General features: G+C 58.1%; 22 protein-coding genes. 9 read left to right on the top strand and 13 right to left on the bottom strand.

Annotation, left to right across the window (positions count from 1 at the left end):
• Positions 1-27 precede the first annotated feature (27 nt).
• The 4 genes from WH299_RS22295 (at position 28) to WH299_RS22280 (ending at position 2916) form a co-directional block, all read left to right on the top strand.
• Positions 28-744 (top strand): helix-turn-helix transcriptional regulator, encoded by a 717-nt coding sequence (locus WH299_RS22295; protein ID WP_339551317.1) that lies wholly within the window; start codon positions 28-30, stop codon positions 742-744.
• Positions 745-796: 52 nt separating this feature from the next.
• Positions 797-1132: a nuclear transport factor 2 family protein gene (locus tag WH299_RS22290; protein WP_016979423.1), complete on the top strand. Its 336-nt coding sequence runs from the start codon at positions 797-799 to the stop codon at positions 1130-1132.
• 15 nt (positions 1133-1147) lie between these two features.
• Entirely contained in the window at positions 1148-2251 is a 1104-nt protein-coding gene (gene zapE, locus WH299_RS22285; RefSeq protein ID WP_339551315.1) for a cell division protein ZapE, read from the top strand.
• Positions 2252-2424: 173 nt separating this feature from the next.
• A complete protein-coding gene (locus WH299_RS22280; protein ID WP_122726129.1) occupies positions 2425-2916 on the top strand; it encodes a GNAT family N-acetyltransferase in 492 nt (163 codons plus the stop codon).
• 102 nt (positions 2917-3018) lie between these two features.
• On the opposite strand, the gene WH299_RS22275 is transcribed toward WH299_RS22280, so the two are convergent.
• From WH299_RS22275 to WH299_RS22260, 4 genes are all read right to left on the bottom strand, one after another.
• A complete protein-coding gene (locus WH299_RS22275; RefSeq protein ID WP_095015915.1) occupies positions 3019-3240 on the bottom strand; it encodes a hypothetical protein in 222 nt (73 codons plus the stop codon).
• Between the two features lie 144 nt (positions 3241-3384).
• Entirely contained in the window at positions 3385-5613 is a 2229-nt protein-coding gene (locus tag WH299_RS22270) for a TonB-dependent siderophore receptor (RefSeq protein WP_339551313.1), read from the bottom strand.
• Positions 5614-5727: 114 nt separating this feature from the next.
• Entirely contained in the window at positions 5728-7476 is a 1749-nt protein-coding gene (locus tag WH299_RS22265; protein ID WP_122726133.1) for a phosphoethanolamine transferase CptA, read from the bottom strand.
• A gap of 160 nt (positions 7477-7636) precedes the next feature.
• Positions 7637-7816 carry a DUF6026 family protein gene (locus WH299_RS22260; RefSeq protein ID WP_205032473.1) on the bottom strand — a complete coding sequence of 60 codons (180 nt, stop codon included), beginning with the start codon at positions 7814-7816 and terminating at the stop codon, positions 7637-7639.
• A gap of 270 nt (positions 7817-8086) precedes the next feature.
• On the opposite strand from WH299_RS22260, the gene gnd reads away from it, so the two are divergent.
• The 3 genes from gnd to WH299_RS22245 are packed head-to-tail and all read left to right on the top strand — an operon-like array spanning position 8087 to position 11411.
• A complete protein-coding gene (gnd, locus tag WH299_RS22255; protein WP_021491799.1) occupies positions 8087-9070 on the top strand; it encodes a phosphogluconate dehydrogenase (NAD(+)-dependent, decarboxylating) in 984 nt (327 codons plus the stop codon).
• Complete coding sequence (zwf, locus tag WH299_RS22250; RefSeq protein ID WP_028615894.1) at positions 9067-10590, top strand: glucose-6-phosphate dehydrogenase; 1524 nt, start codon at positions 9067-9069, stop codon at positions 10588-10590. Before gnd ends, zwf begins: the two co-directional genes overlap by 4 nt.
• On the top strand, positions 10587-11411 hold the full coding sequence (locus tag WH299_RS22245) for an HAD family hydrolase (RefSeq protein ID WP_339551311.1): 825 nt from the start codon (positions 10587-10589) through the stop codon (positions 11409-11411). Before zwf ends, WH299_RS22245 begins: the two co-directional genes overlap by 4 nt.
• 66 nt (positions 11412-11477) lie before the next feature.
• Here WH299_RS22245 and WH299_RS22240 read toward each other — a convergent pair whose 3' ends face one another.
• Positions 11478-11738: a hypothetical protein gene (locus WH299_RS22240; protein ID WP_033897462.1), complete on the bottom strand. Its 261-nt coding sequence runs from the start codon at positions 11736-11738 to the stop codon at positions 11478-11480.
• Between the two features lie 343 nt (positions 11739-12081).
• On the opposite strand from WH299_RS22240, the gene WH299_RS22235 reads away from it, so the two are divergent.
• Complete coding sequence (locus WH299_RS22235; protein ID WP_339551310.1) at positions 12082-13407, top strand: sigma-54 dependent transcriptional regulator; 1326 nt, start codon at positions 12082-12084, stop codon at positions 13405-13407.
• Positions 13408-13496: 89 nt separating this feature from the next.
• Here WH299_RS22235 and WH299_RS22230 read toward each other — a convergent pair whose 3' ends face one another.
• The 7 genes from WH299_RS22230 to WH299_RS22200 form a co-directional block, all read right to left on the bottom strand.
• On the bottom strand, positions 13497-14801 hold the full coding sequence (locus WH299_RS22230; protein WP_028615898.1) for a hypothetical protein: 1305 nt from the start codon (positions 14799-14801) through the stop codon (positions 13497-13499).
• A gap of 49 nt (positions 14802-14850) precedes the next feature.
• The gene (locus tag WH299_RS22225; protein WP_068937922.1) at positions 14851-15594 is read right to left on the bottom strand and encodes a hypothetical protein; all 744 of its coding nucleotides are present in this window, start codon (positions 15592-15594) and stop codon (positions 14851-14853) included.
• 38 nt (positions 15595-15632) lie between these two features.
• On the bottom strand, positions 15633-16313 hold the full coding sequence (locus tag WH299_RS22220) for a C39 family peptidase (RefSeq protein WP_028615900.1): 681 nt from the start codon (positions 16311-16313) through the stop codon (positions 15633-15635).
• Between the two features lie 60 nt (positions 16314-16373).
• Positions 16374-17114 carry a hypothetical protein gene (locus tag WH299_RS22215; protein WP_122726145.1) on the bottom strand — a complete coding sequence of 247 codons (741 nt, stop codon included), beginning with the start codon at positions 17112-17114 and terminating at the stop codon, positions 16374-16376.
• A gap of 67 nt (positions 17115-17181) precedes the next feature.
• The gene (locus WH299_RS22210; protein WP_122726147.1) at positions 17182-17733 is read right to left on the bottom strand and encodes an adhesin; all 552 of its coding nucleotides are present in this window, start codon (positions 17731-17733) and stop codon (positions 17182-17184) included.
• Positions 17733-18188: a hypothetical protein gene (locus tag WH299_RS22205; protein ID WP_122726149.1), complete on the bottom strand. Its 456-nt coding sequence runs from the start codon at positions 18186-18188 to the stop codon at positions 17733-17735. The genes WH299_RS22210 and WH299_RS22205 overlap by 1 nt, the downstream gene beginning before the upstream one ends.
• 330 nt (positions 18189-18518) lie before the next feature.
• Complete coding sequence (locus WH299_RS22200) at positions 18519-19514, bottom strand: FecR family protein (protein ID WP_122726151.1); 996 nt, start codon at positions 19512-19514, stop codon at positions 18519-18521.
• 142 nt (positions 19515-19656) lie between these two features.
• Between WH299_RS22200 and WH299_RS22195 the strand changes: the two genes are divergently transcribed.
• Complete coding sequence (locus WH299_RS22195; RefSeq protein ID WP_016979404.1) at positions 19657-19926, top strand: PepSY domain-containing protein; 270 nt, start codon at positions 19657-19659, stop codon at positions 19924-19926.
• Between the two features lie 51 nt (positions 19927-19977).
• Here WH299_RS22195 and WH299_RS22190 read toward each other — a convergent pair whose 3' ends face one another.
• A complete protein-coding gene (locus tag WH299_RS22190; protein WP_339551305.1) occupies positions 19978-25110 on the bottom strand; it encodes a dermonecrotic toxin domain-containing protein in 5133 nt (1710 codons plus the stop codon).
• Positions 25111-25243 lie beyond the last annotated feature (133 nt).

Here is a 25243-nt window from a genome sequence, read left to right as displayed (position 1 = left end):
ACTTTTCCTTTTTTGGCGGGGCTTCCCGTGTCGCGTACCACTCGTCTATTGACGTTGCTCCATGCCTTGCGGGGCAAGAAACGCCCGGTGACTGCTGCCGTGCTGGCAGCACAGTTGGAGGTATCCGAGCGCACGCTTTACCGCGATATCGCCGAACTGACTGCATTAGGTGCGCCGATTTTCGGCGAGGCCGGGGTTGGGTATGTGTTGCGCAGCGGGTTGTTTCTGCCGCCCTTGATGCTGAACGCCGAGGAAACCGAAGCCATTGTGCTTGGCTTGCGCTACGTGGATCAGCGCGGTGATGACGTGCTCAGTCGCGCCGCCGCCAACGCCCTGGCAAAAATCGCCGACGTGCTCGACCCAGCCGCTCAGGAAGCCCTGCGCAACCCTACGTTGCTGCCCGGTCCGCCGGGTTTCGGTTACCCGGAGAACCGTGTGCCGTTGAACGTGTTTCGCGAGGCCATTCGTAACCAGGCCAAGTTGCATATCGAGTACGCGGACGCCAGCCAGACCCAGAGCGAACGCCTGATCTGGCCCCTGGCCCTGGGGTTCCTGAATGAAGTGCGGGTGATCGTCGCTTGGTGTGAGCTGCGTGGCGCGTATCGCACCTTTCGTACCGACCGCGTGGCGAGTGCCGAAGCCCATGGCGAGCGTTATCCGGGGCGGCGCAGTGACTGGCTGCGCGGCTGGCGCAAGCTGATGGAGCAGAATGAATCCGGGCCATTCACTCCTGACAAAAACTGACACAACCCTGGCTTAGCATGGCGTCATAAATCACCAAGAAAGGAGCTGTGCCATGTCTATTCCTGAGTTGGCACCGGCCATCGTGGCCTATCTCGAAGCCGCCAATGCCCGTGACACTTCGGCTGTCGCCCACTGTTTTGCCGATGACGCCAATGTGTTCGACGAGGGGCAGCATCAAGTCGGTACCGCCGCCATCGCGCGCTGGATGGAAGACACCGCGCGCCGCTACCAGCCGCGGGTCGAAGTGCTCAAGGTGCAACACCGCACGGGTAAGGTGCTGGTCAGCAATGTGGTGTCCGGCAATTTTCCCGGAAGCCCCTTGGAGTTGCGCTACACCTTTCGCTTGAACGAGCAGGGCAAGATTTCACGGCTGGATATTTCCCTGTAGGTCATACTGGCGAGCATGACTTTCGACTCGCCCCTCGCTGCCTACCAACACGCCATCGCTCAACAAGGCTTCGTGGCCGACGACGCCCAGCGCCGCGCGGTGGAAGCCTTGCAAGCCTGCCATGAAGCCTTGCACCAAGGTTGTGCGCCCAGCATGGGCGTCTATTTGTGGGGGCCGGTGGGTCGTGGCAAAACCTGGCTGATGGATCAGTTCTATCAAAGCCTGCAAGTGCCTGCGCGCCGCCAGCATTTTCATCACTTCATGGGCTGGGTGCATCAACGCCTGTTTCAACTGACCGGCACGCAGGATCCTTTGCAGGCGCTTGCTCGGGAATTGAGCCGTGACGTGCGGGTGCTGTGCTTTGACGAGCTATTCGTCAATGACATTGGTGACGCAATCATCCTGGGGCGTTTGTTTCAGGTGATGTTCGAGGAAGACGTGGTGATGGTCTGCACCTCCAACCAACCGCCAGACCAGCTGTATGCCGAGGGTTTCAACCGCGAGCGGTTCCTACCGGGGATTGCGGCGATACAACAGCATATGCAAGTGATTGCGGTGGATGGGGGAGAGGACCACCGTTTGCATCCGGGTATCGGTATCCAACGCTATTGGGTCAATCAGCCCTCCGCGTTGGCCGGTGTGTTCAAGCAATTGGCCGAAGGCCAGCCGGTCCGCAGTGGGCCTGTCGCAGTGGGGCATCGCTCCATTGTCGCGGTGCAATCCAGTGATACCGTGCTGTGGTGTCGTTATGCGGATCTGTGCGAGCAACCCTTGGCAGCCATGGATTTCATGCTGATCTGCGATCGCTTCAAGGCGATCCTGCTGGGCGAAGTGCCTAACCTCAGCGCACAAAAGCGCCCCGGCCGGATTGCCCGGGGCACCGAAGACGGCGCACAGCGCGTGGCGGCGGGTGATCGCGAATTGCCCCAATTGTCGGTGCACGATGACAGCGTGCGGCGGTTTATCGCGCTGGTGGACGAGTGCTACGACCGTAAGGTGCCGCTGTTCATCGAGGCGCAGGTCCCGCTCGAATGCCTCTATACCGAGGGTTACCTGGAGTTCCCCTTCCGTCGTACTTTGAGCCGCCTGCAAGAAATGCAATTGCAGCGTTTTTCCTGAGGCGTGTGCGACGAACCCCCTGGAATGGGCCGTTCCGCCTTTTTTAGCGGCATGATTTCAGCGTTTTCAAACGCCTATTGGTAGTTAATCTCCTTCAGTTGGCGGTGCTTCCACGCTTACAATCATGCCCTTAGAGGGAACCGAATCCCTTGTTGCCGTTATCGAGGAAGGAAATGGACACCCCTGACATCCTGGTGCTGCAAGCCAGCTACACCAATGCCGTGCATGCCGAAGCCATTGCGCTGTTACTCAATCATTACGCCAAGGATCCCATGGGGGGCGGGCACAGCCTGGACCCGGATTTGCTGGCGCAGTTGCCAGCAGAATTGGCCAAGCGTGCGCATGCGTTCAGCGTATTGGCGTTTGTGAACGGAGAGCCGGCCGGGCTGGTGAATTGTTTTGAAGGATTTTCCACATTTGCCTGCCGTCCGCTGGTCAACGTCCACGACGTGGTGGTGAAGGATACGTTTCGGGGGCTGGGGCTCAGCCAGAAAATGTTGCAGAAAGTCGAGGAGATTGCCCGTCAGCGCGGCTGCTGCAAAATCACCCTGGAGGTGCTGGAAGGCAATGCGGTGGCTCAGTCGGCCTATCGCAAGTTCGGTTTTGATGATTCGATATTTGATCCAGCCCACGGACGCATGTTGTTCTGGAGCAAATCGCTTTAATAAACAACAGGCAAAAAAAGGGCGCCATTAATTAAATGGCGCCAAGTTCACCTTAGCCATAGGAGCAGGATGGTAAAGGGCAGTGCGGTTAAATCAGTTGAATCAAGTGTTCGGTTGTTGCTCGGCGGTGGATTGACCGGCCGCCTCTTTCTTCACGTTCTTCCCGTCAGCCTGCGCGGTTTGTTCAGCCGTGCCGTGAGTCTTTTGCTGCATGAACGTGAAGTTGTTGTAGAACTCCTTCGAACGCTCGGAACCGCCTTCGGCAAAGGCTGCGGCGGAGGTCAGGGTCATCAGGCTGGCAAGCACCAGAGTGGAGAGTTTCATGGCAATATTCCCATTAAGAGTGATCGGTATCCGTTCTGTCCTTGATCAGATTCATGGGGCGAGTTTGGCGTGAGTTTATTAAGTAGGAATTAACGCGAAAAAATCCCGAAGTTAACAATTTCGTTAACTTCGGGTTAAAAAGCCTTACAGCTTCCAGTCCAATGCCAGCGTGATCGAACGCGGGTCGCCCCAATACACGCCATTATAGAAACCGACGCGTTCGTAATATTTTTTATCAAATAGATTGTTGACGTTAAGTGATGCCGAAACATGTTCGTCGAACTGGTAGCGCGACATCAGGTTGACCACGGTGTAGGCCTGCTGGGTGATCTTGGTCGGAGTGGTGATGAGGTCACCGTCCTGATTACGGCCACCCGTTGGACGCCCGGCGAATGCGTAGAACTCGCTTTGCCAATTGACTGCGCCTCCCACCGTCAACCCACGCCACTCACCGGGCAAGCGATAGGCTGTCGACATCTTCAGCAGGTTCATCGGCTGGTCGGTGTTGTTTCGTTGCTTATCGCCGTTGAGCGAGTGGGTGTAGGTGTAGCCTGCGGTAAGGTTCCAGTCGGGCATCACTTCGCCTGACACCTCGACCTCAAAGCCCTGCACCTTGTTGCCTTTGCCACCGGATTTGTAGAACTGCTCGCGGGTGACCGGGTCGGGTGGGGCGGCATTGTCGAGTTCGGCGACGTTATCCTGGGTGCTCCAGAAGTACGCGGCGGCCAAGTTCAATCGCTCGTTCAGCAGGCTGCCCTTGAGGCCGATTTCATAGTTGCTGCCCACCACCGGTTCCAGGTATTTCTTGCTGGCGTCGCGTTCGTCCTGCGGGTTGAAAATATCGGTGTAGCTGGCGTACACCGTGTATTGCTGCGTCAGGTCGTAGAGTAGCCCGGCGTAGGGCGTCCACATGTCGTTGTGGGTCTGGCGGGTTTTGGGTTGGGGGATGCGCTGGTAATTGGCGTCGTAGTCAACAGGGGTACTTTCGATTTCCCAGCTGCCATACCGGCTGCCCAATATCGCGTGCAGCTTGTCGGTCAGGCTCAGTCGAGTGGCCAGGTACCCGGCTTTTTGTTGTTTGCTTGAGTGTGGACCCTTGAGCCCGGTGGTCCGGTCCGGGAACTTGACGATACCGCCCATGTGTTGCCAGTCAGGGATGGTTTCGTAGCCTTCGGGTGTGCTGTAACGCTGGTAGGGCGATGAATCCCTCTGCTCCGACTCCCCATACCCGACCATCAATTCATGCTCGCGGCCCAGCAGTGTGTAGGCCCCAGCGAGGTTGAAGTCCACGGCATCCATCTTTGATGTGCCGACCATCTGGTTGGTCCAGGCGGTCATGCCGCTGCCGTCCGGATTCGGGAAGCCCGCGCCGCCGTAATAGACCTTGCCGTCGGTGTCGCTCTGCCGGTGTGTATAGGCTGCTTTCAGGCGCCAGTTCTCGGACAGTTTGTGGTCAAGGGAGGCAAAGGTGGTCTTGTCCTTGAGCGGCCAGGAACTCCAGTCGGTGGCCATATTGGCGGAGCGCGACAAGCGAGCCTTGCCGCCATCGCTGTTCCAATAGGGCAGTGTGCCCCATGAGGTGCCCTGCACATGTTTGTTCTGATAATCGAAGCCCACGGCTACCACGGTATCGTCTGTCAGATCGGCCTCGAGAATGCCGTAGCCGACTTCCCTTTGCAGGGCGTAATTATCGCGAAAGGATTGGCTGTCGCGGTAAGCCATCACCGTGCGTCCGCGCAGGCGTCCGTCAAATGCCAGCGGGCCGCCCACATCCAGATAGCTGTAGTAGTTGTCATGGCTGGCACCGCTCACGCCGGCCTTGGCTTGCCACTGTGACGTCGGGCGCTTGCGGATCATGTTGACCGTGGCCGAGGGATCGCCCGCACCCGTGGTCAGGCCGGTCGCACCGCGTACTACTTCGATACGGTCGTAGATGATGGTGTCGGAGTCGGACTTCATGCGCCCAAAGGTATTGAGCATGCCATCCACCTGGAAATTGTTGATGGAGTAGCCGCGCGACGAGTAGCCGGCGCGGTCCGAATCCAGGTGTTGGACCGTCACCCCGGTGGTCTGGCGCAGAGCATCGGTGAGTGTATTGAGATTGAAATCATCCATCTGCTGGCGAGTGATCACCGAGATCGATTGCGGGGTGTCTTTGACCGACAGGTTCAGCCGGGTGGCGGTGCTCATGGAGCTGGTGGTGTAGGCCCCGGTGTGCTCGGTGGTGGCACCCAGGCCTTCGGCGGTGATGCTGGTGGCGCCGAGTTCGAGGGCTTTGTTTTCGGGGTCGGTTTCAGCCAGAAGATCCGGGCTTACGACCACGCTGAAGAGGCCGAGGGTGAACGTCATGGAACGGGTGAAGGGCGCGAACATCGCGGAAGACTCCTTGTCGTCTTTGCAGCCTTCTCAGTAAGAGAAGGCCTTGGCTCAAAGACGAAAGGAGGCGAGGAACTTTAGGGCTAAACGAGAATGATTGTTATCTTTCTGTTACAAGGGCTCTTGAAGTACCACTTCGGTGGTGTTCTTTTTCGGTTTGATCAGGCTGAAGTCGATCAGGCCTTTCTGTTGACGCTCGTAGGGGTTGCCGATCATCAAGGGGCGAGGCTTGAAGCTGTCGCTGACCAGGCTCTTGCTACGGTCCCACTCATCAAAACTCAGGCCCGCCAGGTCGGCCCAGGTGTGGATCAGTTGGGAGCTGCTGTACGGGCGCTGCAGGTCGCCGGCAAAACTCCAATCGTGGGTTTCGCGCCATTTGGGGGAGGCGTAGGCCATGAACGGGATGGTGTACATCGGCGCCGTCGGCTTGCCTTCGTTGCGTCCCAAGGTGCTGTGGCCGGCGGAGTCGAAGACGTCTTCGCCATGGTCCGACAGGTACAACAGGAAACCATTGGGGTCGGTCTTGGCGTAGTCCTTGATCAGGCTAGACACCACAAAGTCGTTGTACAGCACGGCATTGTCGTAGCTGTTGTAGGTCGGCAACTGCGCATCGCTGACGCCTTCAGGTACGCCTTGGCGATCAGTGAATTTGTCGAAGGTCGGCGGATAGCGGTACTGGTAGCTCATGTGAGTGCCCAAGAGGTGCACCACGATGAACTTGCGTTCGGTGGGGTCAGCCAGCGCCTTGGAGAAGGGGGCGAGTACGTCACCGTCGTACTGGCGTGCGTTCTGGTTGCGGTTGTTGTTCAGGTACACCTGCTCGTCGGCCTGTTCGGAAAAGGTCGTGAGCATGGTGTTGCGTTTGGTCATGGTCTGCTGGTTGGTGATCCAGTAGGTCTTGTAGCCGGCCTGCTTCATCACGCTGACAATCGACGGGGTCTTGAGGTACAGATCCGGATTTTCTTCGTCGGCGAAGGTCAGCACCTGTTGCAACGCTTCGATGGTGTAGGGGCGCGGAGTGATGACGTTGTCGAACACAGCCAGTTGGTCGCGCAGCTTGTCCAGTTCCGGCGTGGTGTTGCGCGGGTAGCCGTAGAGGCTCATACGCTGGCGGTTGGTGGATTCGCCGATCACCAAGACCAATGTAGATGGCTGGCCGGCCATGCTGTCCTTGAGGTTGTTCAGGGGCGGGATCTGGCTGGCACTGGTCAGCATGCCTTGCATGTTGTCCAGTTGTTCGGTGTAGCGGCGATAGGCAACAATCATCTGCCATGGCACAGCAGGCTCGATGCGGGTTTCGAAACGATCGATGGCCTGTTCCATGTTGTCGCTGGTGGCGATCTGCTTGACCAGCGGATAACCCACCACAGCCAGCACGATGGCCGCCGCAGCCAGCATCGACTGACCGCGAGGCAGATAGACCGGGCGCAAACGGGTCCAGAGGAATACAGCGAAGGCGGTGTGAGCGATGAACGCCAGCACGATCCACCAGGCAAAATACTGGGTGGCGTATTCACCGGCTTCCGAGATGTTCGACTCGAACATGATGAAGATGACGCTTTGGGAAAATTCCTGCTGGTAGATGAAGAAATAACCCAGGCTGGCCATGGAACACGCCCACAACACGACGCCGATCAGCGCGGCGAGCAGGCGTGTACGGCGCGGGAACAGCAACATGGGCGCCAGCCACAGGGCGCTCATGAAGAAGGCTTGGCGAAAGCCACTGAAACCGGAGGTCCCGGTCAGTTGGATCAGCAGTTGGGTAATACCCGAGAAGTACCAGAAGAACAGAAACAGCCAACCAAGACCGGCCCAATCAAAGCCTTTCGCAGACGTAGTGCTGCGTTTGAACATCGCCATCCAGCGCTCCAACCCGATAATTTTTCAGTTGACGCGCAGAGGTGCACGCAACAGAGGCCGCCCTTGCATGGGGCGGCCCTTCGGGCGGGAGTATCGGGAGGTGCATGTGAAAACTTTGTGAGATTTTCGTAGCCGTTATCTTACAAAGTGATGACCGGGCTTAGCAGAGGGCAGGCTGGGCGCTGGAAGGCTGGTCCAACTGAGCCTGGATGATATGCGAACGCAGGCGCAGGACTTCCTGCTGCAACTGTTCGCGTTCGTCTTTCAACTGGCGCAACTCGTCGCGTCGGATGGAGACGTAGAGGGTCTGTGGAGGACGGGTCATCTGTGCAGTGCTCATTGCTTACCTCGCAAATAGCCGGTGTGTCGCGGTGTGCCAGAACGCTTGAGTCGAGGTTCTCGGCAGCAGTCAGGGTAATTCTGAATTCTTTTTGCGAGCAATGGAACTTTTTTATTTTTGATGGTCGTGTGACTTTTTGTACCGTGATGCTCAATTGATGGCTACTTTTTTGTCATGAAACTACAGGGATCCGCTCTGGACTAACCCTCATTAGCCTCATTGCGCTATAAACTATGCACACATTTTTTTAGTAGTTAGGAGCATCAGCACATGCAACTGGGGATTATCGGACTAGGCCGCATGGGCGGGAATATTGCACGGCGCCTGATGCTCAATGGGCATACCACCGTTGTTTACGACCGTAACGAAGCCTTTGTAAAAGGCCTGAGCGAAGAGGGCGCCACCGGCGTTGCCGACCTCAAGGCCCTGGTGGCCGGGCTGCAAAAGCCGCGCACCGTGTGGGTGATGCTGCCAGCCGGCGCACCGACCGAAGACACCATCAATGAATTGAGCACGCTGCTGGAAGACGGTGACGCAATCATCGACGGCGGCAACACCAACTATAAGGACGACGTCCGCCGGGCCAAGGCCCTGGCGGAAAAAGGCCTGCACTATGTCGATGTCGGCACCTCCGGCGGTGTCTGGGGCTTGGAGCGTGGCTACTGCATGATGATCGGTGGCGACGCCGAGACCGTGCAGCGCCTCGACCCGATCTTCAAGAGCCTGGCCCCGGGCCTGGGCAACATCCCGCGTACCAAGGACCGTTCAGACAGCGCTGACCCGCGCGCCGAGCAGGGCTATATCCATGCCGGTCCTGCGGGTTCCGGGCACTTCGTCAAGATGATCCACAATGGCATCGAGTACGGGATGATGCAGGCGTTTGCCGAAGGTTTTGACATCCTCAAGACCAAGAACTCGGAGAACCTGCCGGAAGACCAGCGCTTCGACCTGAATGTGGCCGATATCGCAGAAGTCTGGCGCCGTGGCAGCGTGGTTTCGTCCTGGCTGCTCGACCTGACCGCGGATGCCCTGGCGACCGATCCGAAACTCGATGGTTACTCGGGTTCCGTGGCCGACAGTGGCGAAGGCCGCTGGACCATCGAAGCCGCCATGGAACAAGCCGTGCCGGTGCCAGTACTGTCTACCTCGCTGTTCGCACGCTTCCGCTCGCGCCAGCAAAGCACCTACGGCGACAAAATGCTCTCAGCCATGCGCTTCGGCTTCGGCGGCCACGTGGAGACTTCCAAAAAATGACCGCCAACGGCAAGAAACCCAAGGCCGAACCTGCTCCGCCCACCACACTGTTTCTGTTTGGTGCCCATGGTGATCTTGTCAAGCGCCTGCTCATGCCGGCGCTGTACAACCTCAGCCGGGATGGCCTTCTGGGCGATGGCCTGCGCATTGTCGGCGTTGATCACAACGCCATCAGTGATGCCGACTTCGCCAAGAAACTCGAAGACTTCATCCGCACCGAAGCGGCGAGCAAGGTCAAGGGCAATGGCGAAAACGCCCTGGACCCGCAGTTGTGGGCGCAATTGGCCAAAGGCATCAGCTACGTCGAGGGCGACTTCCTCGACGACAGCACCTATGCGGACATCGGCAAGAAAATCGCCGACAGTGGCACCGGCAACGCCGTGTTCTACCTGGCCACTGCGCCGCGCTTCTTCAGTGACGTAGTGCAGCGCCTGGGCAGTGCCGGCCTGCTGACGGAAACCGACGACAGCTTCCGTCGTGTGGTCATCGAGAAGCCCTTCGGCTCAGACCTGGCTACCGCCGAGGCGCTGAACGCCAGCCTGCTCAAGGTGATGAGCGAGAAGCAGATCTATCGCATCGACCATTACCTGGGCAAGGAAACGGTACAGAACATCCTGATCAGCCGTTTCTCCAACGTGCTGTTCGAAGCCTTCTGGAACAATCATTACATCGACCACGTGCAAATCACCGCCGCTGAAACCGTCGGCGTTGAAACCCGTGGCAACTTCTTCGAGAAGACCGGCACCCTGCGCGACATGGTGCCCAATCACCTGTTCCAGTTGCTGGCGATGGTGGCGATGGAGCCGCCCGCTGCCTTTGGCGCCGATGCCGTACGCGGTGAAAAGGCCAAGGTTATTGGTGCGGTGCGCCCCTGGTCCCTCGAAGATGCGCGGGCCAACTCGGTACGCGGGCAGTACACCGCCGGTGAAATCGGCGGCAAGCAACTGCCGGGTTATCGCGAAGAAGCCAACGTAGCGCCCGACAGCAGCACCGAAACCTTCGTCGCCCTCAAGGTGATGATCGACAACTGGCGCTGGGTCGGTGTGCCGTTCTACCTGCGCACCGGCAAGCGCATGAGTGTGCGTGACACCGAAATCGTCATCTGCTTCAAGCCTGCCCCTTACGCGCAATTTCGCGATACCGAAGTGGATGAGCTAAAGCCCACCTACCTGAAAATCCAGATCCAGCCTAATGAAGGCATGTGGTTTGACCTGTTGGCGAAAAAGCCTGGTCCGACCCTGGATATGGCCAATATCCAGTTGGGTTTTGCCTACAAGGACTTCTTCGAAATGCAGCCATCGACGGGGTATGAAACCCTGATCTACGACTGCATGACCGGCGACCAGACCTTGTTCCAGCGTGCGGACAACATCGAGAACGGCTGGCGTGCGGTGCAGCCATTCCTGGATGCATGGAAGGAAGACGACGGGATCCAGGCCTATAAGGCCGGTGAAGATGGTCCGGCTGCCGCCGACGCCTTGCTGGCCCGTGACGGCCGTACCTGGCATAGCCTCGGATGAGTGACGCGGCGATTCATCCCGTCCGTTTTATTCTCAGTGATGTGGACGGCACCTTGCTGCATCCGGATCACAGGCTTAGCCCACGCACCATCGATGCTGTTCGTGCATTGCGTGAGGCGGAGGTGTTTTTCAGCCTGGCCAGTGGGCGGCCGCCCAAGGCCATGCTGCATCTGATCGAGACATTTGGTATTGATGTCCCGGTGGCAGGCTTTAATGGCGGCACCTTGATCAACCCGGACGGCAGCATTCTGGTTGCCCATCATCTGCCGGCTGAAGCGGCGCTGGTCACGCTGGCGCTGTTTTCAGCAGAGCCGGATGTGGAAGTCTGGGTGTTTGCCGACGGTGACTGGCTGCGCCGCGACCCGCCAGGGCCGATGATGAAGCGCGAAGCCGATGGCTTGGGCTATGGGCCGATTGTGGTAGAGAGTTTCGAACCCTACCTGGACCGTGTGGACAAAATCGTCGCGGCCAGCAACAACACGCAATTGCTGGTGGAGCTGGAAGCGCAGCTGCAGCCCAAGGTGCAGGGGCTGGCTCAGGTATCGCGTTCGCAACCGGTTTACCTGGACGTGACGGCGATGCTGGCCAACAAGGGCGAGGCCTTGCAGACCTTGGCGGCGCACCTTGGCGTTCCGATGGAGCAGACGGCGGCTATCGGTGATGGCGGCAATGACCCGGCCATGTTTCATGTCGCCGGGTTGTCGATTGCCATGGGCCAGGCGGAAGAAACCGTCAAGCGCCAGGCCAGCGTGGTAACGGGCAGTAATGTCGATGACGGCGCGGCAGAAGCAATCGAGCGGTTTATTCTGGCCGCTCAATAAGCGTTACGCGGACTAACACTGAACTTGCGCTTATCTAAACCGATAAGCGCAAGTTACAGTGCCGGATTACTTCGGCATCGCCCAGGATTGCAACTGGTAGCCACTTTTATCGAGTTCGGCGCGGGCCTGCAACAGCAGGTCTTCCAGTTGTGCCGGGTCGGTATAGGCGCTCGAAGACAGTTGTTTGCTGCCGATACGGTTGTTGGTGCGGTCGATGACGCTCAGGCTGAGGGCGCCATTGCCGTCATGCCAGGCCACGCACTGAAAGGGCTGGAAGGCACGGTCTGCGATCAAAAGAGCTTCGTTGATGCGGAGCGGGGCGTTCATGTGGGGTTCTCTCTCATTGCCCATTCAAGTGAGTGCCGGCGGTTGGGCTGACCGTGCGGCGGGTTACTTGTACTGATGCACGATGGCGGGGTACGGGTCACATGTTAGAGCAACTATTTTCGATGTTTAGTGATTAATGTCATGTAAGCGGCTGTTTTGAAAGCTGAATGAAAGTTTCGGTGTCGCGTAACTTTTTTTGCGTAAACACGCACAAATGGCTTTTTGCCGAGATTTATAGCGAAACGGTACAAGGACGGCGTCAAGACCTTGCTAGTGTTAGCGCCAGACGTCACAAACCGTTGTTTCTAAATAACTTTAACAATTTTGACGCCAAGGAATAGTCATGGTCGTTACACCTGTGCAGCGCCGCTTGCTCGTGGTCGACCCCTGTGGCGACTGCCATGGGCTATTGCCTGGTTTGCGCACCGCCGGGTGGGAGGTGGACAGCTGTACGCTGGAGGCCGTGGGCGACCGATCCTGCGATGTCGGGCTGCTGCGCCTGCAGCCCTACCACCTGGAGCGTCCGGAAGCGGTCAAGGAACTGATCGGCCGCAGCGGCACTGAATGGATCGCCGTACTCAGCCAGGACGTGCTCCGCCTGCAGAACGTGGGTGACTTCGTCTGCGAATGGTTTTTCGATTTCCATACCTTGCCCTTCGATGTGGCCCGTGTGCAGGTCACCCTAGGCCGCGCGTTCGGCATGGCACGCCTGCGGGGCAAGGGCCATATGCCGGTGGATGAGCCCGAGCACGAGTTGCTGGGGGACAGTCGACCGATCCGCGAACTGCGCAAGTTATTGTCCAAGCTTGCACCCACTGAATCTCCGGTGTTGATCCGCGGCGACAGCGGTACCGGCAAAGAATTGGTGGCCAAGACCCTGCATCGTCAATCCCAGCGTCACGCCAAGCCGTTTGTGGCGATCAATTGCGGGGCGATTCCTGAACACTTGATCCAATCCGAATTGTTCGGGCATGAAAAGGGCGCATTTACCGGCGCCCATCAGCGTAAGGTCGGGCGTATCGAGGCCGCCAACGGTGGCACGTTGTTCCTCGATGAAATCGGCGATTTACCGATGGAATTGCAGGCCAATCTGCTGCGGTTTCTGCAGGAGAAACAAATTGAACGCGTCGGCGGCAGCCAACCGATTCCCGTGGATGTGCGGGTATTGGCGGCCACTCACGTCGACCTGGAGGCAGCGGTAGAGAAGGGCGCCTTTCGCGAAGATCTGTACTACCGCCTCAATGTCCTGCAAGTGGTCACGGCGCCGTTGCGTGATCGCCATGGCGACGTGGCGATGCTGGCCAATCACTTCTCACGTTTCTACAGCCAGGAGACCGGCCGCCGCCCGCGCAGCTTCAGCGACGATGCGCTGGTGGCAATGGGTGAACACGCCTGGCCGGGTAACGTCCGCGAGCTGGCCAACCGCGTCCGTCGCGGCCTGGTGCTGGCCGAAGGGCGCCAGATAGAAGCCGTTGATCTGGGATTGCACGGCCAACAGGCAATTTCGCCGCCGATGGCTACACTGGAAGACTATAAACACCGCGCCGAGCGCCAGGCGCTGTGCGACGTGCTCAACCGGCACAGCGACAACCTGAGTGTTGCCGCGCGTGTCCTAGGGGTTTCCCGGCCCACGTTCTACCGGTTGCTGCACAAACACCAGATCCGCTAGGGCGGGTAAACCGAAAAGCCCCGCAACGACCCTTATCGTTGCGGGGCTTTTCCTTTTGGCTGCCGGCGATGGGGCCCTCAAACACACCACTAGAAGTAGTACGGGAATTTCAGGCTAAACGTAAAGTCCGGCGCATCATCCGTCATCCCGATCGCCAGGTTCGGCACAATCGTCAGATTATCCGACGCCGCAATCGTCATGCCCACGTTGAAGTAACCGGCGTTGGCATCGCTGGACACCACTGACTGCCAGTCCCCGCCATTGGGCTTGAGCTTGCTTTTACGCTGGATCAGGTCGGAGACCGAAAACGACATACTCATCTTCTCGTTCAGCGCAAAGGCCACGCCGACACCCAGTTGGAAGCTGTCACCCAGGCTGACTTTGCCGCCGACTTTCTGGTTGACGTCACTGCTGATGTCGTCGAACGACTCTTCGAAGTTGTGGGTGTAGGAGAACGAGCCAAACAGCACGGCGGGGTCGAAGGTCTTGACCAGCGAGATCCCCGGCGTGATCGACCAGACTCCATTACCCGTCGGCAGGTTTTCAGGCACGTACAGGTTGTCGTTGGCGGTTGAGCGCACCAGCTTGATGCCGAACGGTTCTTTGCCCGTCGGCGCCTTGACGCGCACCGACACCACAGCATCCGGCAGGGTGGGGGTTTCGTCGAGGAACTTGTAGGCCACACCGAAGTTGACGTCGCCGATGGTCGGGTCGCGGCTCACCGACTCTTCCGAGGTGGCGTTGGCGTTGTTACCCGCACCGCCGGACTGGTAAGTCGATTCGCGGTACACCACCGGCACGTTCACGTCGAACTGCCAGCGGTTGTCGACGTTGTAGCGACCGGTCAGGTCAAGCGTCCAGTTATCCGCCTTGATTCGATCCAGGTTGATATTGCCGAGGAAGATCGAGTCCAGCGCCAGGAAGCCGTTGAGCGTGAGCTGGCGTGCATCGTAGCGCGCGTAGGTAATACCGGTTTCAAAGCTGAACTTGCCGTTGCCAAAGAAACCGCTGGCTTCGTTGTAGAGGTTGCTCACGCTCTGCGCCGGCGCCGAATCATCCTTCAGCGACTGGCCGTAAGAACTGCCGCCGCCGCCCGCACCACCGGATGCCGCTGCCGCGCCAGTACCGGCGACGGTGGCGCCGCTGGCTTTCTGGAAGTCCGCTGGGGATTTGGCCAGGCGTTTCGGTGGTGGGGCCGCCGGTTGATCTTCCACCTGACGCACCCGTTGCTCCAATACGGCCAAGGCTTTTTGCTGCACTTCGTACCGCTGCTTGAGTTCCAGAAGCTCCTGTTTGAGAGTCTCGATATCGGCGTCCGGCGCAGCATACAGAACGGATGCGGGCAAGAGCGTACTTAAACAGACCACCGCACGTAGTGATAACGATCGATGCATGAAATAAGCCGTCCTTTTCTAATGCGTAAGTGTCGAGGGTCAGCGTAGTTCAATAACCGAGAGTGCGTAGGCCTTTGAGTTGATCCAGATTGCAATTCAATGCCGGGTTGTTCAGCCCGTTATTCATCACCACATTGAGTTGCGTCATGTTGCTGACGAAGTTTCTGTCACCCGTCAATACGGTGCCTTGCAGCACCTGGCCGCCGCCAATCTGCTGGAGGCTATTGCCTTGGTTGTGGTTGCCCTGGATCGCCATCTGCAAGCCGCCATTGTTGGCCGACACACTCACCCGGCCTGCGGCGCTGTCACCGGTGACGGTGCCGCCGGCAACCAGCACTTTTCCGGATTGCACAGCGTTGGAGGGCGCGAAGCCGTTCTCGGTGACGTTAATGCCGACATTGTTGTAGGCGGTGTTGCCGTCGCCGGCAGCGCGCACGCTTTGGGTCACGCCTGTGCCGGTGCCCAGGCCGGCGCCTCCGCTGACGTTACCGGTGCCAGTGTTCGGAGGGGTGCCCGTACCTGCCGAACCGGTGGTCTGCACGTAAAATTGAGGGGTGATGGTGGAGGAGTCGACTTGCATGCTGGCCTTGCCGGTAATGGTGTCACCCACGGCATTGGTCCAGGTGCTGCTCATGACAATACCAAAGCTGATAATCCGCCCCGGCATCACATAACGACCGCGCAGCTCGGCCATTTCCGAGTCCTTGAGTTCGATCGGCTTGAATGCCGATGAAGCATAAGCGGGCATTGAGGCTGCCAGACACAAGACCGTCAGCCAACGGGAAGTGTTCATCTTTTGCTCCTGGAGCGTCCTGCCCCTTATTGCGCTTCTTAGAAGAAGTCGCTCTGGATGAAACCGAAGTCCATCAGCTCGGCATCGCCTACGGGCCTGAACTCATTCAACTGGTTCTTGGCGGTCAGCGGCATGGGTGGGTCGAGCAGGGCGTTGGCCTTGTCGTAACCTTCACCCAGCACGGCGAAGACGATGCCATTCCAACCTTTGATGAAGTCGTCATGTGAGTAGCGCTTGTGGCCCAGTACCGGGTCGCCGATATAGACCCAATCTTTGTCCGCGCGCTGAAGTACCACGAAATGCTTGTAGCCACGAATCTCCAGCAACACCACCACAGGGATCTTCACGGTAGCCAGCGTGTCTGGCCCGATCTTGTAGCCCCGGGCACGCATGCCGATGCTTTCGAGGTAGCGCTTCATGTCCAGCATGGAGAAGCCCTGGGTACGTACCAGGTCCTGGTCTGCATTGACCAGCATGCCTTTGATGACGTGGTCTTCGTCGACATCCAGCCAGTAACCCTGGCGCAGAATGGTGGCGAGTGCCGCAGCACCGCAGCTGAAATCGGTTTTCTGTTCCACCAGGTTGGCGAACCGGCGTTCACGGATACTCTCGACCTTCTTGAAGATGACTGCACCGCCAGGCATGGCGGAGATCGCCATGGTGCCTGCCCAGGTCGGGCCGGTGAGCAGCATCAAGAGGGTGAGGGTCGCGAGGCGCATGATCGTCTGACCTGATGGACACTGAAATAAAAAGGGCCTTGTTGCCAAGGCCCCGTTGGATCAGAAGCGCACGCCGCTGCTGCAGACGCTGCAACCTTGGCCTACCGAGAGGCTGTTGCTGGCTTGGTTGCCTGCACCAGATTGCAGGTTCACACCGATGTTGCCGGAGTTGTTGTTGATCGAGTTGTCAGCACTGGCGTTGTTCGAAACGTATTGAGGTTTGCCGCCATGATGGCCGTACCCGGTGGCAGCGGTGTTGAGGTAGTTGTTGGCGAGCGAGTTTTGCTCGGTGTTGGCAGCCGCTGCGATGTTTTTGCCATCAGCGGTGGTGATTGCCAAGTTGTTTTTGCCTTGGTTGCCTTGACCGGCCTGGCCGTTATAACCCACGTTGCCGGAGTTACGATTAACGGAGTTATCCAGGGAGGCGTTGTTTTGCGTGCCTTTGTTGACGAAGTTGTTCAGACCGCTGTTTTGATTCACATCGACTACGGCAAACACGGTCAAGAAGTCGCCTTTAGCGCTGGAGATGGCGCCAGAGTTGTCCGCCTGGTTACCACTGCCGGATTGAATGTTTACGCCGACGTTACCGCTGTTGCTGTTGACCGAGTTATCAGATGAGCTGTTATTTTCGGTTTTGGTATCGTCGAATTTGTTGCCGGCGCTGTTCTGCACATCTGTCACCACGGAGGCAACCACACCGGTTGGTTGAGGCGCAGGGTGCCAGCCACCTGCTTGAGCAGCAGCAGCCATGAGGGCGGCGAGAGCGAAAACCATTGGTTTCAGGGCCATTTGAGGTTTCATGGTGTTTCTCCTTGCTTCTAATTAGTTGGTTAAGTGTTGGTACGGTCTAACTAGTGCTACCAAGCGTTTACTTGATAGTGATGCCCAGGGTGTTAGCCACTCGGTTCCCCACCCCGGCACTCTGGTTCACCTGAATCACTCCTCGGCTGCCGGTGAAGGCCTGGTCGCTTGTCACGACCTGGCGGCTGCCAGTGGTGGGGGTGAGCCCTGAGTCGGTTGCCAGCGTCGTCGTGTTCTGTTGCAACAGGACGCTGTCGTCGATGCTCTGCGGGCCAGGGTTGACGCTGATCCGCACGGCATTGACTAATTGGTTGTTGGCCCCGGCGGACTGGTTGATGCCCAACATGCCGTTGCCATTGCTGAAAGAAGTGCCCTCGATCGCCGCCTTGGCGTTCAGGGAAGGGTCGACCTTGCCGTCCATCCTTTGGATATTGCTGGTGGTGGCCTGGCCGCCGAGCGCGACGGCTCGGTTGTTGGCGGTTTGCTGCTGATTGCCCGCGGCCTGGTTGACCATCAGGTTGCCGCGGTAGTCTTTACCGCTGTTGTTGATCACTGCGGTGTTGTCCGCCATTACCGCGGTGCTGCCCAGCAGGGCCAGCAGGAGCAGGGAACGGTTCATTATTTGCCCCCCATCATGCTGCCGATGTTGTTGAGGGGCGCCAGGCCACGCTGGATCGAGTCGCTGATCTGACCGCCCATGCTGCCGCTGCCACCCGAGCGGCTGGCGGCTGCGCCAGCACCCAGGGTGGACATACTGTTTTGTGTGGCACTCAAGCCGGTGAGGTTGCCGTTGGGCTGCATGGCCCGAGTGATGCCCAAGCCGCTATTGATGTTTCCGAAGTCACGGTCACTCAACTCGCCCGACAGGGCGCCAATGATTTCTCGGCTGGGATTGGCATTGGCGGTCTGGGGATAAGGGTCGGGGCCAAAGGAGGCTCGGCCATACATGTGGCCTTGTACGTCTCGGCCTGTCACGATTACGCCGTCACCCGCCAGGGCTGGAACACTGAGGCTGGCGCTGAGTACACAGCTGATTAGCAGTACCTGCATCGAACCTTGAGTGAGTGTGATCACGGCGGCATTCCTTATTCTTCGCGCTGACCCTAAACAGCGCTGTAAGGGATAGAGCAGAAGCCGTGCCGCTTTTTATTTTGTGTTGTTATTCAAGGTGTTGAAGATATTGCTGGGCAAAGTTATGGCAGCCCTGTTTCAGGCATGAAACAGCACCCCCCGCCATTCGCACCTCTCCAGCCACTGCGCAAACGCTTCACTCGGTTGTATCAGCGCTGTAACACCACCGATGACGAAACGATGAATCCGCTACGCATGGGCGCTTCAGGGCAGGGGGGTGTTAAAAAAACGGACACTTCAGGCGTGGCGAAGCCCACAGCTGTGGGCAGAGGCTCAGCCTTTCGGCGTTTTACGCGGGATGGCGTTGAGTACGGGGTTGCCGTCCTGGTTCTGGGTCAGGTAGACCGGCAAAACCTTGGGCAGGGAGGGCACGAGGTTGTTGACCTCGTTGATGTTGTAGATGCCGCCGATGCGAATCGTGCCGGTGTTGGCGTCGGCCAGCATCACCGGTTTGCTCAGGTAGCGGTTGATCAGCGGCAACGCGTCGGCCAGGGCCAGGTTGTCGAGGATCAGCTTGCCCTGGCGCCAGGCCAGCGCGGTGTCGTTCGGGGTGATCGCCCTTACGCGCGGCGTCGCATCGCCTTGTTGGTAGTTGGCCTGCATGCCGGGGGTGAGCGGCACGCTGCCATGCACCTTGTCGCTGGATATCTGCACCGAGCCTTCGAGCAGCATCACGCGCACCTGGTCTTCATACTTCCACACGTTGAACTGAGTGCCTGTCACCCGCACCTGGCCTTCGCCAGCGTGCACGATAAAGGGGTGGGCGCTGTCATGGCTGACTTTGAAGAACGCTTCACCTTTTTTCAGCGTGATACGGCGCTGGTCCTTGTAGTTGCTGTAGACCAGCTCGGTGCCCAGGTTCAGCTCCACCTGGCTGCCATCACCCAAGGTGATCTGGCGCAGACCATTGGCGGCATCGTAGCGTTCATAAGAACTGGGCAGCCAGCCGGCTTCCCAACCGGTAAAGGCTGCCAAGGGTAGGACGGCCAGGCAGATCGCCGCCGCCACGGCGTAGGTACGTAAGCGGCTGCGGGGTTTGAACGGCACCACGACCGGCGTGGGTTCGTTGCGGGGGAGGTGGTCGGCAACGTCCCAGATCTCCAGCATCGCCGCGTATTCAAACGCATGCAGCGGGTGGGAATCGTGCCATTGTGCAAAAGCCTGACGTTCACCCGTGGTGCAATCACCCGCGTGCAGGCGCATGCACCAATGCGCGGCAGCGTCGGTGATGGCGTCGTATTCGGCTTCTGAAAGGGACTTTTCGGTCATTGACTCATCCTGATTTCCCACATTCTAACCTCCGCACGCGGGCGGCGAGAACAGCCGTCATGGCGATTGCACATCAATTGGAACTTATTCTCGTTTGAGAGCGCCTAAAAAATTCAGGACATTCCCACCATGGAGAACGAAAATGCTGAAGAAAACCTTAGTCGCGTTGTGTGCAACCACCGCTCTGCTCAGTGCTGGCGCCGCCCTGGCTGATAAACCGGGGGCGGGCTGGATTACCATTGAAAAGGCCATCGAAGTCGCCAAGACCAAGGCGGGCTACGTGGAGGTCTACGCTGCCGAAGCCGACGACAATGGCTATTGGGAAGTCAAAGGGCGCAAGTCCGATGGCACGGTCTATGAAGCGCGCATTGATGGCGCATCGGGCAATATCCTGCGCGATCAGAAAGACTGACGCTGCCTGCCGGGAGCCCTCTAGGGCTCCTGGATCCAATGGGTTGACTTATCAAGGGTCGAGCTCACGCCCCATTTCACAAATAAGCTGGGTAACGGAGTCGGCGTTGCGCAGGATTGTATCAATGCGTTTGTCGGCTGATGCGGTATTCAGAAATGCTATACGGGCGTCATTGATACTTGTGGTGGCTGTGGCTTCCATGATGGCCTTGGCGGCCAGGTCATGCGAGTTGGTAGAGTCCATACTCACCCAATTACCGGAACCACCGGAACCACCGGAACCACCGGAATCACTGGAACTACCGGAGCTACCGGAGCTAGGGAACCATCGCGAGAACAGCTGACCAAACGGTGTGCGCAGTGACAGAACGTTGTCCTGATAGTCCTTCAACAAAGCGTATTCGTCCCTCCCTCTTTTAGTGCTGGTATCGATCAGGTCCAGGAACGGCCGGCGGACATCGGTGTAGCAGATATCTTCGGTACGCGAGTAGAGGTGGGAGAACTCGTGGATCAAGGCGGACGCTCGCGCATGGCCTGCAATGTTGAATGGTGCGGTCAACAGATTTGCGTACTCGTGTTGCAGCATTCGTTGATCAAAGAACAGATCGGTAAAAAAAACCCGTTCCTTTTTGTCGCCAACGACGACGAATGCGACCACCTCTTGCGACGTCTGTCTTCTCGCGCCAACCACGAAACGTGACATTTCCCATCCGTCAAGGTCGGGGTCTTGCAACGCTTTGCACAGAGGGGTGATGGCGTCGTACACTTTTTTTCGGATGCCAATGTCAATATGTCCGACATCAAACACTCTCTTCAGGATTCCCTCTAGGCGTGTGCCTTTAGTCCGTTTTTGGAGTTGGGCCATGTTATGCATTGCACGAAATGCATAAGTTCTTGCGATATCCAGTGCCTCGATAATTTGCCAGGCCTTGGTCGGGTAGAGCCGGCGAATCTCTTTCATGCCACTGGCTTCGATATTCATGCTCAACCCGGCGTTAAAGCGGCTCACAAAATCGTTACCCAGCCGCGTGATGACTTGGCCGTATCGCAGTGGGTGATGATCCGGATCAAGCACCAGTTGGTGCTGAGGGGTACTGGATAGCAGCGGGCCTTCGCTGCTGGCGGGCAGGTCGGTTATCCGCAGTTGTGGGGTTTTCTTGATCGTGTAGACCTTGCCCTCCACGGCACCATAGAGCGTCTTGCCGTCTGCGGTCGCGTAGAGGCCCGATCCCGCTTGCTTTTGCAAGTCTTGCAACGCCACCTGACTGGTCTCGAAGTCTTGCAGACGTGTGCGCCTGGGGTCGGTCACGTCGATGTCCTTGACGGTAGGTGCAACGGCGGTGTTGGCGGTGCCAGGGGCGCTCGCGTTAACTTCCTCGTAGGCTGGGGGAGGTGCCTTGGGCACTGGCTCGCGCATCAGTTGCCCCATCTCCGCCATCCTCGCAATACCGAAAATGAACGAACGCAATGCATCCCGCCAATGATGCTGTTGCAGGGCCTCGGCAGAGTCTTTGAACAGTCTATAGCTCTGCCAGATCAGAACCGGTATCTGCAGTTTCCCCGGCAAGAATTGCGCGGCGATCTGCACCCCGCTGCTCAAGAGACTTTTGATCGTGTTCCAGCGGCTCTGTTCTTCGGGGTTTTGCTGAGCTTTAAGCATTTGCCCCATCACCACCTGGTTGTCCTGATAAAACTGCTTGAAGGCGTGGCCTTTGATCGGTTGATTGGCCAAGGTGATTTCGGAGGTGGTACCTGCGGTGCTGGCCAGTAGATTTTTATACTTCGCCTTGTCAGCGGCCGGTAGATGGGCAGTGATCCAGTCTTGCAGTTTGCCAGGTACATTCAGATGGCTGAGAAACTGCGCAAGGTTTTCAAATTCTATGAAGCACTGGCCTGGGTAGTAAGGCGCGTAGAGAATCAACGGCTCAGTGGCGCCTGCGCTGATCACGTAAAGCCCCAGTGCCTTGACGATGCTCGCGCCTGGTGTGGCGATCATCTCAAGGGGACGAATGGTCGCATTGGCACCTGCGATCGTGGCCCGTGCGATGGCGTCTGGCATGTCGACGACCTGCCGAATCAGGTTGTAGCCAGTCTCCGATAGCCGCTCTTGCAGTTTTAGCGCATGGGCGTGTTGCAACAGCTGCCACGGTAATTGCCGGATAAAACGCAGCTCACGCTCCACTGCGCCTGGTTGGTCGGGTGCCAGTTTCTCTTTCAGGTAGTCGTGAGCGACCTGGGCGATGTCCAATTTGAGCAGGAGTTGCCGGACCGTCGATTCGGTCAGTTGCGTTGCGCTTGACTCCACGGTAAAGGAGTTCGCCTGCTCGCTGATGTGAGCCAGGGCGTAGTCGGTAAGGTTCTGTCGTTGACCGTCCAAGGCGAGACGTGGCGTGATAAAGACGTCTTCCGGGTCAACGGAATAGTCCACTAGCATATCGTTCAGTTTGTCGTGAACCTGCTGGTGTAGCGATAAAAACTCATACAGATAGTCTTTTTCATCCTGGGTATTGAGCCGATATTGCTCCAGTAGCTCAGCATGGTGCTGCTGTTCAGCAGGGCTTGCCATGCCCAGCCAGGCCGGTAGCGAGCGTTGTGCGACAAAATAATGGGCGAGCTGTGCAGCCCCTCCAAGGACAGGGGTAGGCGGCACCGCCATAAGCTTCAATAGTGCTTTGCCGGTGGGTTTCTGTGCCAGCCAATGGGCCCGTTGGGCGATGTAGTGGTCGATCCAGGACTGCTGGCGATTTTCGCTGATCGGTTCGGTGATCAGCCAGAATGCCCCCAGGGAGTAGTTGGCATGCAGCTGGCGTAGACGCGGATCAAGATTTTCCAACAGTGCCAAGCATGCGGTGGGGTCTTTCAGGCGCTCCTCAAGTTGCTGTTCTGCCACGGCTGGAGACACGAAGGTTTCCAGGCCCCAGGCCGGCGTCCAGAGAATCGCGTGGCCCGAATGGTGGTGATCCAGCCCGCCGCGCTCGGTGATCATCAAGCAATTGGCCAGTCTGTGGCGCAGTGTTTCTTCATCGCGTTGGACGGTGATGTGATAGATATCCGGGATAAACCCTTCCAGGTCCTCCCGCCGACGACGGTCAGGGTTGAAGGGGTCAAACACGGCTTGAATGATGGCGTCGTCCCTGGCATTCAGTGTCTTGTTGAGACGTCGCAGATAGGCCTGATTGCGCATCGCGTTGGACATCATGGTCCCCATCTGCGGCAGCAGGTCCTGGAGGTGTTTGCGGGGGATGTCGCAGATATCATGCTCTTTGTAATGAGCCAACACTTGATTGACGATCCGATTGAGCGTTTTGACGTCCACGTGAGACAGTTCTTGCCCATAGGCGGTGTGGTCTGGCTTGTAAACGCCGTAATGCCGGGTTTCAGGCACCGGGCCAACCCCTTCGGCCAGACGCTCGACGAAGTGATCCTCCAGGCTTTGGCTTTCCAGTGGTGCCACGATAGGGTAGGGGGCCGCCTCTTCGGTGTAGCGGTTGATGAACACCCGTGCCGGGTCGAGTGCCTGTCGTTCGTGGCTTGCCAAGGCATCGGCCAGCGGGGTCATGATGGACGGCAATGGTTTGATCAGATTCTCCAGCGCGTGTGGGATATCAATTAGCTGTTTATGCAGCTGCTCCGCTCGTTTAGCGGCGACCGAAATGGGCCGGAGAGGGTCAGCCAACACTGAGTGGGTGGTCCAGCGGTGTGCAGTGTCCAGCGTCAAGAGCTTGTCATCGACCATGAAGCGCACGTCCGTGGCGTGATCCAGCAGTGCCGACAGGTTGATGTCGCCCCGTTCACGTCGGAACTGTCCGAGAACGTAGATCAGGTTTTGCTGCTGTTTGTCGATGATGCCCTCCATCAGGTGTTCAAATACGTTTCCGTCAATCAGGTTGCCGCTGACTGATGGTTCGGTAAAACCGATAAATAACAGGCGCTCCTCCAGGGACAGGAAGTTGTAGGCATCGTCTTCGTAGGCGGGCGCCTTGACCATTGCCTTTAAGAACTGAATCAGGCCGTCGTGATCGGCCAATACCTGCAACCCCTTGGGCGGCGAGTAAAACCAGGTATGCGCGTTGGCGATCATCACCGAACTGCTCAGCTCGACGAAATGAGAGGCGTGCTCCCAGAACCGCACCGTCTCAAAGCGTAATCCGGCACTGTCCTGGGAGAGTGGCCCGCCGTTTGGTCGATAGAGCGCGGCCAGTTGATCGGCTTGTTCAGGCGTAATGATTTCACTCTGGCGCTTGAGCAATAGATCAACTCGGGCCTTGTGCTCCATGGTGTGCGCCAGGAGTTCGCGACGTGAGGTACCGTTTGGCGATTCTGTGTTCCAAAACGTCTCAAGGGCATTTTGCAAGAACGACGATAATTGTTCTGATGCCTGTTTCAGGCCGTCTTCCCAGCGGGTTGCGTCGTTGGAGGTGGTGATGGACTGGGGATGAAAGAACTCGCGGGTTTGCCCCACCGGCCAGGTTTGCTGACGGTAAATCATCAAGAGCGCCGCGCTGATCGACAGCGAACTGACCCATTGCCGGGGTTCCCCTTCCGTGGGCGGCAATTTGAAGAAATTGACTCGGGCCCGATTGGGGTCAAGCTTGGGGAAGAGTGAGTGAAACACGGATGTGAGCAGCGCCTGGAGCATCGTGTCGAGGCTGGGCAATTTCACCAGCTCGGCGAGCGCGGCTTGCAGGTTGAGCGTTTGCTGGTGATCGATCGCGGCTTTCTGTTCGTCAAATACATCGCCCTCAATATCCACAGGCGTCAGCAGCAGGGTGCGTGGCAGCCTTAATCCTGAACGTGTGCCCAGAGCAATGAACTGCAAGAGTTCATCGGCCTTGGCCGGCGTGTTGAAGCGTTCAGTCAGCTCACTGAGTAATAGCGCTCGACTTTCAAACTTTTCCAGCCCGCCATACGGCGTGTATAGAAAGGCGTTGGTGTAGGTGCCTGTTGAACTCATTATGAAACTGCCCACCAGTTCCAACTCCGCGGGGCTGTTTGTATTCAGCCAAAGCGTCTGGGCGATCATGGGGGGAACCTGCTTGCGTCGCTCCTCATCGCTGCTCAAAGGCAAACTGCGCAGAAACTTCCTATCGTTGGCGCTGATTCCGAAGTGTCGTTCGCGATCGCGCTCCTTCCAGGCTGAACGCAGCACCTCAGGAAAAAAATAGGGTGGTTGTACCTGACTCATTGGGTGGACCCTCAAAGGCGTTGAGGCGGTGCGCATAGCCCGCCCTAGAAGTCGTGAGCCTAGAGTCGTCGGCCCAGGGGGCGGCATTAGATATGTCTGACACGCCGGGCCGCTTGTCGTGGTCGACAGTCAC

It is taken from the genome of Pseudomonas sp. MYb541 (assembly GCF_037479595.1).
In the GTDB taxonomy this organism is placed as follows: domain Bacteria; phylum Pseudomonadota; class Gammaproteobacteria; order Pseudomonadales; family Pseudomonadaceae; genus Aquipseudomonas; species Aquipseudomonas canadensis.
Note: the sequence above shows the minus strand (reverse complement) of the source record. Positions and strands in the feature narration are given on the sequence as shown.